Source organism: Bifidobacterium imperatoris (assembly GCF_002860405.1).
In the GTDB taxonomy this organism is placed as follows: domain Bacteria; phylum Actinomycetota; class Actinomycetes; order Actinomycetales; family Bifidobacteriaceae; genus Bifidobacterium; species Bifidobacterium imperatoris.
Genome location: NZ_NMWV01000029.1, coordinates 49,703 through 63,738, shown reverse-complemented (window position 1 = coordinate 63,738; position 14,036 = coordinate 49,703). Strand labels below are relative to the sequence as shown.

Here is a 14,036-nt window from a genome sequence, read left to right as displayed (position 1 = left end):
GCTTGCGCCCTACGTATTACCGCGGCTGCTGGCACGTAGTTAGCCGGCGCTTATTCGACAGGTACACTCACTCACGCTTGCTCCCTGACAAAAGAGGTTTACAACCCGAAGGCCTCCATCCCTCACGCGGCGTCGCTGCATCAGGCTTGCGCCCATTGTGCAATATTCCCCACTGCTGCCTCCCGTAGGAGTCTGGGCCGTATCTCAGTCCCAATGTGGCCGGTCGCCCTCTCAGGCCGGCTACCCGTCGAAGCCACGGTGGGCCGTTACCCCGCCGTCAAGCTGATAGGACGCGACCCCATCCCACGCCGCGAAAGCTTTCCCAGAAGACCATGCGATCAACTGGAACATCCGGCATTACCACCCGTTTCCAGGAGCTATTCCGGAGCATGGGGCAGGTCGGTCACGCATTACTCACCCGTTCGCCACTCTCACCACCAGCAAGCTGATGGATCCCGTTCGACTTGCATGTGTTAAGCACGCCGCCAGCGTTCATCCTGAGCCAGAATCGAACCCTCCACAAAAAAATTCATGAAAAGAATCCGAAAAACAGACTCTCAAAAGAAAAAGACGAGACGATTCCTTAAGGAAGGAACCACTCTCACAAAAACCTCACCCCAATTCAACCCCTCCCGGGGAACCCGACCACCACAACAGGCGACCAGGCTTGGAATGAACTGGCAATCATTGACTATAAAGAAGTAGTACAAACACGCTCTTGAGTTCTCAAACCACCACCACACATTCATCAAGAAGCTCTCTGAAGCAGAGAACCACTCGCTGAGCGGCAGCAAGGGATAAACTTACACGGTTATCTCGATTCGCGCAAATCAGGGCGCATAAGAACCTGAGGAATCGGCATTATGACGCGGTTCCTTCGGCGTGTCGCAAACAACTCTTAAATGCTGTTCTGCTATCAGAATAGTCCCCTTCGCATTGCGAATGAAGTAACAAATCCCCTTGTTCACCGACGTGTCGCACAAAATAGCCAGAACGCGTCTCCATCTATCGCAATACACCCGATCACCACACCAAAAAGAATCAGCACCTCATGCCAGTCAGTAATGTCAATATGACGGCATGCAAGCCTGTGTGCTGCTACGCAAACATGCCCTACGAATTTTGAAACGATGAGGAGTGATACAGACACTCCTCATCGTTTCAAGATTTCCGAGCCGCAATGCTTCGAAGTCTGAGGGCCTTCTCGTTTCTTCGGCTGACATGTATGCGAGTTCCCATCCGATCATCTCCCATCGAGTGAGAGAAAGGGGGATAAAAAACTAGGTCGCATCAAGTTAAACAGTCATTCAACAGCACGGACCATATGCAATCACACTTCGGGGAAGTGTTCGTCGGCAATAAGGCGCAGCCAAATGGCCAGATGCCAGTCTTGATCATTGGCAAGCGGATCGGCTTGATGCGCCGGTCGACCATCCACGCTGGAGGGGAACACAAACGCGCAGGTTGCGCTACCGTCTTCACCGTAATTGGCCATATTCGCGCGCATGATATTCAATGCCATGCGGTCGGTTTCCGTTGAACGCAGCGGTTCGGGGAGACGGGCAAGCACGGTGGCTGTCAACGCGCTCCAGTAATGGGGGAATACATCGCCGTACTGTCTGCGGATGCCAAACCAATACCCATCCCAGTGGCGAATGGCTATGTCCTGCAATCGTGAGTCCGGTTGCGGACCGCTGAATGAAAGCAGCCAATGCAATCGTTCTTCGATGGCGGAAAGGTACTTCTCCTCACTGGTGAAGCGATAGGCACTAATTAGCAGATTCACCAGAGGCGCCACCATGGATTGTTCGTATGCCACTTCATGGTCGGGCAAGTCGGTGCCAAGCGCAGTGAAATAGTTGGCGCTGTCAATCACATGCTGACGCAGTCGATTAGCTTCTGATTCCTGTCCGGCGGCAACAAGCTCACGCACTGCACGCTCACTGACTTCGGCGTATGAAATAGCCAAGAATCGCTGTCCGCCAAGTTCCGAAATGCGTTCAAGAATACGAGCGGCAAGATCAAGGTCCCCTAAGTCGCCGCTTGCCTGATAGTGGTCCAGGAAGAATTCGGCCATCCACGGCAAATCGTAGATGCGGTCGCCGAATGTGTCGTCTGGATACGCGGAATCGCGACGGGTACTGGCGTTCTCATCCAGCAGATGTTCTTTCGCGAATTGCGCCCACTCGTCAACGGCCTGCTGCGCTTCCTGTGTGCTTGGGATTGGTAGCTCAGAGCCGTTGGCGGTGCTGGTCTCATTGTCTGCGAACCATCCGGCATTGACCGCTTTTTGCAGGAATATGGCCATGGCATCACGCTCGGAACCATCTCCCCAATCAGCCCAGCCGGAGGCCTCGGTGCGCAAACCAGTGCGTGTATCCACGGGCACGAAGGCGTAGGCCAAAGAACCGGGCCGTCCTTTCGCGCGCTGGTAACGCAGCAGGTAGGAGGCTCGTTCACGCGCCTGATCGCGCAGGCTTCGATGGAACAGCACTTCGGTGGTCGACGCATCTGCACTAGAACCGATACGCACGCGATAAACGCCCGGCTTGGTCGCGGTAAGGATGACGGATTCGCCGTCCGCAGCCTTGTCGGCAATGCTATCGACTTGGACAGCGGAATCATCCACAATTATCGGATCGTCGGAGCGCACCGTAATCGCATCACCCACAGTGGCGCACATCGTGGAGAATTCAGCTCGAGGATTCGTATCCTCCAGGAATTCCTTGCGTGAGCCATACCACCCCAATTCCCAAGCCAGCGTGTACGATTCGTCTGGCTCGAGAGCCAGTTCGGGCTGCCCGCCAAATGCTTCGGCATTGCGCGCGCGATCCGTGACCTGTAGCACAATATGACCGCGGATATTCGAGTAGGTGTTTTCATCGCGCGACTCGATGGAGTAGGCATTCACCGCGCCTTCGCGGACAATCAAACCGAGGATCGGGTCATGATCCGCCCCGGATCCATTCATCGGCTCGGCCATCACCCATGACCACGCTCCCCCGGCGAAGACATGCGCGTTCACGCTTTCGCGCAGCGCACGACCACGTGAGGGGTAGCAATCATTAAATGGCGTTTGCACACCAAGATCGCGGATAACAAGTCTTTGCCCGGATACGTTGCGCCAGGTATAGCGCTCGGCTAACCGATCCGCGCCACCGCAGCGCTCCACTTCCAGTTCCAGGCCAGCGTCGTCCAGTGCGAAGGTCAGCGTTTGCGCATCGCGTTTCATGATTTTCTTCTCAGGCGCACACCAGCGGAATGAGCCTAGGGAAGTCACCACATGACCAGTGCCCCAGTAGTGGCCAGAACTATGCCATAGGAGCTGGGGGTCGATCAGATAGCGACGACGCGGGTTCACGTCACTGACGAAGGCTATCGGAGCGTTGGTGTCGTAATCGAACAGCACACGGCCCGAGCCGAAGGAAAGGGTATTGGAGACAACCATCGGAATGTCCTTGGAAGATACGAGAAGTGGTAGATAGCGGTAATTGCGAATGTTTTGCGGTACGCGACCGCGGGTATCAACCCTTGACCGAGCCTGCGATAAGACCGGAGACGATCCACTTCTGGCAGAAGCAGAAGAAGATGAATACCGGGAGCAGGGCCAGCACGGTAATGGTCATGAACAGCGGCCAATTGGTGGTGAACTGCTGTACGGCGTTGTAGACCTGCAGCACCACGGTCTGCTTGCTGGTGGAGGAGAGGAACACGCTTGGCAGCAGGAAGTCGTTCCATGTGCCCATCACCTGGAAGACCACCACGGTGGTCAGAATCGGTTTGATGAGCGGCAGGACAATCTGCCAGTAGATGCGGAATGGGCTTGCGCCGTCCAGCTTGGCGGCTTCGAACAGTTCGACCGGCAGCGTGCGCATGTAGCCAACGATAAGGAAGTAGCAGAACACGCTGCTACCCGTATACAGCACCACCAAACCGAGCAGGCTATCGACCAGCCCCCATGCGGATGCCATCTTGTACAACGGCAGCAGCGTAGCCTGAGTTGGAATCGCGAAGGCGACCATAAGGATTGCGCCCACGGTCTTGGTGAATCGTGAAGCCTTCTGAATAATGCCGTATGCGGCAAGGGATCCGATGAACACTTGAAGCGCCACCGCGGCAACGGTAACAATCAGCGTATTGGCGAACGCGCGGATGATGCCGCCGTCCGCGAATGCGTCGATATAGTTTTTGAACGTCCATTGTTTCGGCAAGCCGAGTGGATTGGTGATCATGTCCACATTGGCCTTGAACGAGCTGACGATTACGTAGTAGAGCGGGACTGCGCACAACAGCGCCAGTGCCAGCACCACAATGGTGCGAATAATCTTGGCTGCGAGTTCACGCTGGCTGGGTGTCATTGGAACCTCCTCGAAACAGCGTTGGAAATGCCCATCTGAATGGCGATGACAATAATGCAGGCGACGGTGAATAGGGTGGAGAGTGCGGATCCAAGGCCGTAATCGGACTGGCCGATGCCGCGCAGGATAATGGATTGCGTAAGTGTATTTGTGGCGTATCCGGGGCCGCCTCCTGTCAGGGTGAACGGCAAATCGTAGATCTTTAATGCGCTGGTCATCAGCAGGAACATCGATGTGACGATGCCGCCAGTGAGTTGCGGCAGGGTGATGTGGATGAATTGCTGACGATTATTCGCGCCATCGACACGAGCCTGTTCGTATAGGTCAGCGGGAATAGTCTGCAGATAGGCCAGGTACAGGGTTGCATGCCAGCCGACCTGCATCCACACAGCTACGAAGATCACGCAGAATCGGGCCCAGTTATCTTCGGAAAGCCATTGGATTGTTGTCATGCCCAATGATTTGAGGATTCGGTTGGCAACGCCGGAATCCAATGGGGAGAAGATGTACTGCCAGATTAGGCCGATGATGGCCTGGGCGGGAACACCGAGGAAGAAGAACAGGGATCGGGCGAAGCTGCGTCCCCACATGGCTTTATTCAACGTTACCGCCAACGGGATGGCCAGACAGGTCACAATCAACGTTACCGAAAAGGCGTACAGCAGCGTGAAACCGAGGGAGGAGAGCAGTGAAGCATCCAGGAAGACCGTGATGTAGTTATCTAATCCGATGAAGTTGAAGTTGTCGGAGTAACCGTTGTAATCAGTCAGCGAGTAGACGAAGGATTGCGCCAGCGGAGCTATGGTCAGCACGGAGAAGACCAGCAGGATCGGCAACAAGAACCACATTGAGGTGAGGTTCTCGGCAATCGAGGTGGGGATTTCGTGATTCCGCTTGGCGGCTGCATGTGCGGAGGGGGAAGTCATGATGCGTATGCCTTGCGATTCGATGGAGTGAAAGTGGTGAAGGAGAGCAGCCGCCGACCTTTGTCGGTGAGCTTGTGGCCCGCGAGACTCAGACACGGCGGCTGCGATGGGAAGGAGAGAGGAGGAAAACGATTATGAATGATGGGGACCGACGCTGTTTACTTGCTTGCCTCAGCCCACTTGGCGTCCATAGCCTTGGTGAAGTCCGCCGGGCTGATTTTGCCTTGGACAAGCAACTGCTGCTGAGCGGCCATTTCAGTGGACATGGTGGTTGCGGCCTTGCCCCAGTTGACCCAGTAGAACTTGTTCTTGAGGAAGTAGTCGTTTACGACTTCCTTGAGCTCATCAGGGGCCTCCGACTCGTACTTGGTGGAGAGTGACATGGTGCCGGCGGTCGTGGTGAAGGTCTTCAGACCCTCCTCGCTGTTGAGGTATGCGAGGAACTTCTTGGCGGCTTCCTGCTGGGCTTCATTGGCCTTGGAGGAGATGGCGAATCCCTGGTCGGGGCCACCGGTGATCCATGCTTCGCCGTCCTTGTAGGCGGGCATCGGGGCGACGCCGAAGTTCACGCCGGAGGCGCGCAGGTCCTCAAGATCCCACGGGCCGGTGCGGTAAGCGAGCAAGTTACCGGTCATGAATTCCTGCTTGATTTGATCGGCGCTCAGACCGACCGACTTCTGAGGAACCACACCAGCCTTGATGCCCTTCTGCCATTCCTCGGCGACGTCAGTCCATTCCTTGGAGAAGGTGGATTCTCCGTTCCAGATCACTTCGTCCTGCACCTTGTTGCCTTCGGCGGCATATTTGCTGGCGAGCAAGCCGATGAAGCTGGAGGCGGGGCTGTTCAGCTCTTCCAGATAAGCGTTCTTGCCGGTGGCGTTGACCTTCTTGCCCAGTGCAATGAAGTCATCCCAGGAAGTAGGGAACTCGTCGTAACCGGCTTCGGAGAGAATGTCCTTGTTGTAGAACATCGTGCCCACCCAGACCGAAACCGGCATGCCGTATACCTTGTCGTCTTGCTTGAAGAGTGTGAAATTGGATTCATCAATGCCGTCGAGGAAGTCTTCGCCAGTGATGTCGAGTGCGGCGCCGGATCCCATCACGTCAGTGCGGTTATCCATGGTCAGGTTAAAGACGGTGGGCGGGGCGCCACCGGCAAGGCGGGTCTGCAGGGTTTGCACGTACTGGGCGGCGTCCTGGCCGTACTGGGCATCGACCTTGATGTCCGGGTTGGCTTTTTCGAAGCCCTTGATGACATCGCCAATCTGGTTTTCCTTGAAGTAGGAGTAGAAGGAGATGGTGGTCTTGCCTCCGGAGGATGCGTTGCCGCCACCGCAGGCGGCAAGCGGGCTGACCAGGGCGGCGATGGCTACGGTGGCGGCCAGACACTTCTTTGTTGTGAGCTTCATTGCAGTTCCTTTTCCCAGAATGTTTATGCGTATCAACATTGATGCGTATAAATAGAATATCGCGCAACTAAAGCGACACGCCGCAATTCACAAAATAATTTATGCGTATAAACAATTGGAGTTTGAAAAGGCTGCGGTCATGTGAGTCTCATAGAACGCACATGACCGCAGCCCTATCCTAATCCGTCAGCTTGGAGGCATGCGCCTTACTTGCGGCGCAATCCTAATCCAGCCAGACCGGCAAAGGCGCACACCACTGCCAGCATGGCCACAAGTAGCACGGCGCTACCGGTATTCTCCAGAGTACCGGCCGTATGCTTGCCGCCGCCAGAGCCGTCACCCGTCTCGTTGCCGCTCGCATCCGGACCGTTCTCCTCTTCACCAGGCTCATCCGGTTCGGTGGAGGTATCGGGCAGCTGCGGCACTGGAACAGTCTTGGCCATCGCCACGCTATCCACATAAGTCGCCACTCCGACCTCGTTCTTGAGATCGGGCTGCGCAATCGCCAGCCACAATGCACCCGAGGGATCGGCATCCTCAGGTACTGTGAACGTCGAGGTGCAGTAGACCCGGTAATCCGCTCTCCGATCCGCTGAGCAGGTCACTGATGCGTCTTTGATCACATCAATGTAATGGCTGAATACACCGCCGTGCTCGGCAATCCATCCGTCTTTGCTCCTGCGGTATCTGACCTCGGCACTGATGGTATGTGTGCCGTCATTGTTCTCACCCACGGTTGCCCAGAACGACAACGCATACGTCTTCCCTGGCTCGGCCAACAATGCACGCTGATTCAGCTGCACGGTCTCATCCGTCACGGAATCGCCTTCGCTCTTGATGCCGAGTTTTGCGGCCAAGGAACCGGATGATGCCAGCTTGTCGGCTTCGTCGACGCCGCTACGCAGCTCGTCATTCACACGGTATCCGGTGTCATAGTTCTGTACGTTGCCAGCAGTGCCATACGTCCATGGGGACAGGCTGCTCGTCCCCCAATTAGCGGATTCGAATGAACCGTCCCACAAGGCATCCGAAGTGGTTTTCATCTCGATATCCTTACATTGCCCGACGCCGGCGCATTCCAGCACCAGGCGAGATGAGTCAGACGCAGTACGCACATAGGTCGCTCGGGAATCACGTGTGATGGTTTGTGTGAATCCGCGATTATTGTCGATCGTCACATTCAGCGTGGCCCGTTTATCCGGGATTGCGGTCACAGCGATAACGGCGTTGCCCGGCACGTCGACGATCGTTGATTTACCTGCCTGCAGGGCGCCGACCTTGCCGGAATCATCAGCGAACTTGCTGGTTTGGAACGCACCAATATCAGGCACCGACCATGTTGGTACCGCGTTACCATCATAATCTTTGGTGCCTTCCGGAGCCATCGCGCGGCCCGCCTTGTCAGTCCACCGTGAGCCGACTCGAAGTGTCGCGAGGTCACCGGAACGTACGGCGGCAAGGTCTACGCCCGTGGCGGCAACATATTCGCTCAAGGTCACGTACTGGTTGTTCTGAGCGGACAAGATCGGCCACTCATCATCGGATGGGCGTTCGCCGTCGGCAACGAACAGATTGTTGCCCCAGCGCAGCGTGGCGTCATAGTTATCCGGAACGTTGACGGACTCGGCGGCCACCGAGCCAGGCAGCACGAACAGGTTGTTTGCGAAGAACGCACTGTTCGCCGAGCCACTCGGATCGATGACCTCATACTCGCCCTCCACATCCGGAGCCACAATGGTGTTGTTGTAGAACGACATATCCTTGATGCCGGCAAGGAACATCACACGATTGGTGTTGACGTTCCCGTCACAGCCTTTAGCGTTCACGCCATCGTTCACGGACAGGTTGTAGCGGAACACGGATCCGACCGCCTGGCTCATGCGTCCCGCGCAGGCGCAGGTCAGTAGCGCGCCGCCGGCATTATCGTGCGAGTAGTTGTACTGGTAAATCGTGTTGCGCGAACCGTAATCGAAATCCCAGGCGGTACCGTCGTTGTTGTCCGCGCGTTTGTTGGTGTAGCCGACTTCGTTGTATTGGAACAATGTATCATCGGCATTCCAAACCCATACGCCAGCGTTACTGCCCTTGGATGGACTGTTCGCGGCATCATAGACGCAATTGTGCTGCACCACGGCTCCCTTAGTTTCCTGCACGACGATGCCATCGCCACCGATGTGGTCAAGCTGATTGTTTTCCACCAGTGTGTTGGTGGACGGCACCCAAGGCGCATTATCCCGCTGCAGAGCGTTGCATCCACTGCCGTAATTCCAATCGACCGCCTCACGGCATTTGTAATCGGAAGCTGCATTGATGCCGGACCTGGAGACGTTTTCGATTCGATTGCCGGTAATGCGCATGTTGTCGAACCATGAAGGCTTCTTCATTTCATCCGTGGGATTGGCGCTCGAGTCGCGGGCCCATTCGCCGTTCGTAACCACGAGTTTGGTGAATGAATATACTTCGGTGATGATGCCTGCCGCACCGCCTTGGATACCGCCTTCATCCATCTGGCCCGTGACATCGTGAATGTAATTGTCCGCAATGGTGATGTTTGCGAGTTTGCCGTTGTTATGGTTCATGACCGCAATTCCGCGGCGAATGTACTGCTGATAATCGGATTCATCAGCATCTTTGTTGATGATTTCCAAGCCTTTGACGGTCACATCATGAGCATCAGAGATCAGCACGGCCTCACGGCCTTTGATATGGTCCGTATCGGCGATGATTTTTGGCATTTCACCCTTGCCGTATGCCGAGAACACTACGGGATTATCCGGCTTGCCGGAGTCGAGACCGGCCTTGCTTGCGCCTGAACCGTCCTGCGCCTGCGCCTGAGTGCCGTCACCGATGATCAACGTGCCGTGATATTCGGTTCCCGCTTTGAACAAGACCTTGTCTCCCGGCAGGAAGTTGGCCGCATTCACCGCTTCCAACGAGTTGAACGGACGCTGCTTGCTGCCGTCTCCCGGCTCGCCGGCAGTGGAGTCCACATAGTATGTGGTATCCGGCTGAATATCGACGTCGAGAACACGGTATTCCAACGTCAGCAAATCGGAGTTTTCCTTGCCCGATTGCATGGCGACGGCATTGATTGTCATATCCCGGTCGATGACGATAGGCTTCTTGTATTGCAGCGAATCGGCGTTGGGGACAGTGCCATCGGTGGTGTAGTGAATAATGGCATCCGAATCGTCGCTCGAGAGCATGACTTCGGTTCCGGCCATCACCATGCCAGCCGCGACATCGGCCCTGACCGGACGCAGCTTACGCGTATAGTACATGGAGAATTCGCTGATTCCAATCCATTCCTCGCCGTCAAGAATATCGACCTTGACGTATCGCGCACTCCTCGGAGAATCCAGCTCATCCCATGTGAAGAATGCCTTGCGCTGGTCTTCGGTGGTTTCTCGCTCGATGATTGTCGTCCAATCGGTGCCGTTATCGGAAATGCCGATGCGGTAGGAGTAGAGCTGCTTGTCAACGCCGCGAATGGTCAGCGTATCGAAGGAAACCTGCCTGCCAAGGTCCAGAGTGAGCGTGAATGGGCGACCGTCCGCAGCTTGGGCATAGGTTCCGGCATTGCCATCAACCGCACTGGAGGGGTATGAATACCAATCTGTTCCGGAAGGCACATTCATAGTTGCACTGGCGTTCAATGCGAGATTAGTGTACGCGCTGTAGTCGTTCTGCAGTTCCGCGGCTTTACGTTGTGCCGGCATGACATGCGAAGCGCCACCCCGCGTGGTGCCGTCCTGCGCAGTCGCATCCGTTTGATTGACGTCTCCGGAAGCAGATGCGTCGATATATTGCGCCGTTGGCGCATCGGGCTCGGATGAGAGTTCGGCGCCGATAGAGTCGCCCCACGCGGCCGAAGGAATGAACATGGCCAATGCGGCCATGCTGGCTATGGAGAGCCGGAATATTTTTCGCCTCATGCATTGCTCCTACTCGTAAGATCACGATGAATTGGTGGCGGTTGTTTTGATGGCTGTGAGTAATTACCTGTGTTTATACGCATCAACAGTGATACGTATAAACACAGTACATCAAAGGGAACCGCGTCGTCAATTCACAACGGGAAAGAATTATGCCCGTTTTTCCCGGCCAGCGACCGCACAATTGCCGCATTAAGCGAAGCAGACCAGCAGCAGGTGTCGAGACACTGCCGTCGATTCAGCAAAACCGATGATCAGGAAGGAATCGCTGGAGTGGTGGAGCGCACCGTCGATTTCGGCATCACCAGCTGGTGTAGAGCGCCGGACGGCTTGCCGTCCATCAGATCGAAGAGACGCTCAATGGCCTTGGCGGATACCTGCTCCGCCTCAGGTGACACATTGGTAACGGGAATACCGCAGGACGCCGCAAACGAGTCCTCGCACACGCTGACCAGAGCCACATCACGCCCGGGCGCCAACCCCTCGCGCAACATCAATTGCAGCACCCACTCCGTAGTGCGAGGACGACGCACCACCAGACCGATGCGCTCATTTCCACGCCACTCACGCATTCGGTTGCCCAATGGTTGCACACCAGAAAAAGCGTCGGACGCCGGATTGAATATTTCAAGTTCCAAGCCATGAGATCGCGCGGCCTCACGCCATAGCGATTCCGTGTTCCCGATCGCCCATGTGTATCTGCCCTCTTCGTCAGCCAGCGGCTCACTCACGAGGACCGCTTTCTTTACGCCAGACTTCGCCAGCTCGGCAGCAGCCAAATCAATTACAGCGGGATAGTCCACGTCCACGCTGATCAGGCCGTGCGAATCACCAGGGGTGCCCACTAGCACTGCTGGCACATCCAGCTCGGCCAGCTCAGGTAAGCGCCTGTCGTTATGCCCGATATCAAACAAGGCAACCGCGTCAACCACGGACTCCCCCACCAGCTGTCGCACGGCCTTCATGCCCTCCTCGGCGGGGACCAGCATCAAGCTGGCTCCACGCTTGCGCACTTCACGCGTCATAGAGCTGATATGAGGAAGAAGCTCTTCGAACTGGGTGCTTTCGTTCATACGCACCACAGCCGCGATCACGCCCGCGTGCTGCCCTGCCAGCGCGCGGGCATTGGCGTTGGGGTAATACCCCAACTGCTTGATCGCGGCGCGAACCTTCTTCTTAGTTTTTTCGGAAATAGGGCGGGTGCCATTCATCACATATGACACCGTCGCCTGCGAAACGCCGGCCAACGCCGCCACATCTTTTGAAGTCACCATGTTCCGCGCCCTTTCCTTTATCGATATCGACAATTATACGTATAAATAGTATAGTTGATGCGTATAAACAAGCGATGAGCGGGCATAGCAGCCCAATCGCACCCACATCTCCCCTGAACATATCTAACAGACAATGAGGTTCACGCCCATGACAACACAGCCAACAGCGCTCACCGGTATCGCCACCGTATATGAACAGTTCCTTTTCCCTGATTCGCCCTCCACCAATCTGCCCTTCGAGCTGCATCTTGACACCCCGCTCAATGGACGTCCTGGACTGCAAATCATCATTGATACCGAGGGTGATTCGGTCACCGCCTCTTTACATGGCAACGGCTATAAAGCGCAGTGGTATCAAATGATCGCGGTACCGGTTGAATACAACACCGGCGATGGTGCCGCCCAAGGCGGCGATATGGTTATCTTGCCTGATGAAAAACCCGGGTATGCCGTCCGTAAAGCACCGTTTAAAGTGTATGACTGCCTGAAACCAGTGTCCGAAAATACTGAGAGGAACGGAACCATAACCATACCGGCGGTAAATGGGCGCGCAGCTGCATATTGCTGCCTTATTCCCGACGATGAGCTCGCACCCGGCGACCGCAATCTGACAATCACCGCTGACGCGCAGGAGGGTTCGCAGGAGATTACCATCGCCGTTCATACGGCGAATGTTCGTATTCCCGACGAACATTTCAAAGTTACGAATTGGTTTTCGCTTGATGCCGTCACCCGTTGCCATGACGTCGACTACGGGTCTCCCGCGTTTCTTGGAATGTTGGATCAGTACATTGCAGCCATGCGTCGAACACGGCAAAACGTGTTCTACATCGAACTTGATGACCGCTGTGTGACCGCGCGCAAGCCGTACGCTTTCTCGTTTGAATATATAAAGCCCGTCATTGAGCGATTCTTTGCCGGAGGCATGACCACGCTGGAAATAGGACCACTGCTGTCACGCGGATTTAGGGCAGATGGCACGCCCGACATGCTTACAGACACTTTCACTTGCGCGATGGCTCCTGAAATAGATTTCGAATCTCCCGAAGGCCTTGATATAACCACCGCATATCTGCAAGCGCTAGCTTTATTCTTGGAAGAGAACAGTTGGGATTCATCCGTACTAGTTCATGTGCATGATGAGCCGGATGTCCATTACGCGGATGATGCGGCCCTGGAATCGCGGCGGCGACAATATTACATGGCGGTTGCCATGCTAAAGAAATATCTTCCTCAGGCTCGCGTAGTGGAAGCCGTAAAAACGGACAACTTCCGTGGAGGCATTGATGTGTGGGTGCCGACCACCAGTGGATATGAGGCCGCTCACGATACGTTCGACCATATGCGCAAACTCGGCGATGAAGTATGGAATTATGTGTGCTGCGAACCAGAAGGCCGATGGCTGAACCGATTCCTTGACCAGAAGGTGATTCATTCGCGACTGCTGTTTTGGGGATTCGCATGCAATCATATTGGAGGATTCCTGCATTGGGGGTTCAACCAATTCCCTGATGGGATGAATCCGTTCGCTGCAACAAGTTGCTTCAACCCGACCGGATTGGGCACTAACTTTCCCTGTGGCGACGCATTTCTAGTCTATCCAGGGGACGATGGTCCTTGGCTCAGCATGCGACTCGAAGCTGAACGCCGCGGTACCGAGGATCTTGAATTACTACGCTTACTGGAGAACCGGAATTCTAAGTACTTCCGCAATCTCGTCGCGAACGTATTCCGCACGAATACTGACTACACTGACGACGAAGCGTTATTCGCACACACCTACCGATCTTTGCTCGATGCGCTCGAGTAAGCAGCTTCTTGGGCCTGTTAGACCAAATATTGCTTTATCAGCACTCACAGGGTGGCGTGCACCTCGATTATTGGACGTGTTTTATTAAAGCTGAGAGACATGTTCCGGAATTCCTCCGAGGTGTGCCGCTCCAATCGCTTCTAAGTCGTCGTTTGGTATCCCAGTGGACTATGTACGCGTTCGTCCCCATCATTGCGGTACAACAACACCTGTTTTTCCGTGGTCTGCCGTGGCACGCAACCCCGCCTAGACAAGGTCCTCTCTGATGCCTTTGACGGCTCAATGTCATTGCAGCCCTCTTGAACTTGTCATTGTAATGACGTC

The 14,036-nt window shown here is 55.4% G+C and carries 7 protein-coding genes and 1 rRNA gene; 1 reads left to right on the top strand and 7 read right to left on the bottom strand.

Annotated elements, in window-relative coordinates; translation table 11 throughout:
* The 7 genes from Tam1G_RS09870 to Tam1G_RS09835 all read right to left on the bottom strand — a co-directional run.
* Positions 1-524 (bottom strand): 16S ribosomal RNA (locus tag Tam1G_RS09870); the annotation flags it as partial.
* An 806-nt stretch (positions 525-1,330) separates the two neighbouring features.
* The gene (locus tag Tam1G_RS09860; RefSeq protein ID WP_242689679.1) at positions 1,331-3,448 is read right to left on the bottom strand and encodes a hypothetical protein; all 2,118 of its coding nucleotides are present in this window, start codon (positions 3,446-3,448) and stop codon (positions 1,331-1,333) included.
* A gap of 76 nt (positions 3,449-3,524) precedes the next feature.
* Positions 3,525-4,358 carry a carbohydrate ABC transporter permease gene (locus tag Tam1G_RS09855; protein ID WP_101626379.1) on the bottom strand — a complete coding sequence of 278 codons (834 nt, stop codon included), beginning with the start codon at positions 4,356-4,358 and terminating at the stop codon, positions 3,525-3,527.
* Positions 4,355-5,206 carry a carbohydrate ABC transporter permease gene (locus Tam1G_RS09850; RefSeq protein ID WP_423220499.1) on the bottom strand — a complete coding sequence of 284 codons (852 nt, stop codon included), beginning with the start codon at positions 5,204-5,206 and terminating at the stop codon, positions 4,355-4,357. The genes Tam1G_RS09855 and Tam1G_RS09850 overlap by 4 nt, the downstream gene beginning before the upstream one ends.
* Before the next feature lie 236 nt (positions 5,207-5,442).
* Complete coding sequence (locus Tam1G_RS09845) at positions 5,443-6,693, bottom strand: ABC transporter substrate-binding protein (RefSeq protein WP_101626377.1); 1,251 nt, start codon at positions 6,691-6,693, stop codon at positions 5,443-5,445.
* A 206-nt stretch (positions 6,694-6,899) separates the two neighbouring features.
* Positions 6,900-10,628, bottom strand: a complete 3,729-nt coding sequence (locus Tam1G_RS09840; RefSeq protein WP_101626376.1) for a chitobiase/beta-hexosaminidase C-terminal domain-containing protein — start codon at positions 10,626-10,628, stop codon at positions 6,900-6,902.
* 254 nt (positions 10,629-10,882) lie between these two features.
* Positions 10,883-11,902, bottom strand: a complete 1,020-nt coding sequence (locus tag Tam1G_RS09835; protein ID WP_101626375.1) for a LacI family DNA-binding transcriptional regulator — start codon at positions 11,900-11,902, stop codon at positions 10,883-10,885.
* A 148-nt stretch (positions 11,903-12,050) separates the two neighbouring features.
* On the opposite strand from Tam1G_RS09835, the gene Tam1G_RS09830 reads away from it, so the two are divergent.
* Positions 12,051-13,712, top strand: a complete 1,662-nt coding sequence (locus tag Tam1G_RS09830; RefSeq protein ID WP_101626374.1) for a DUF4091 domain-containing protein — start codon at positions 12,051-12,053, stop codon at positions 13,710-13,712.
* Positions 13,713-14,036: the final 324 nt, after the last annotated feature.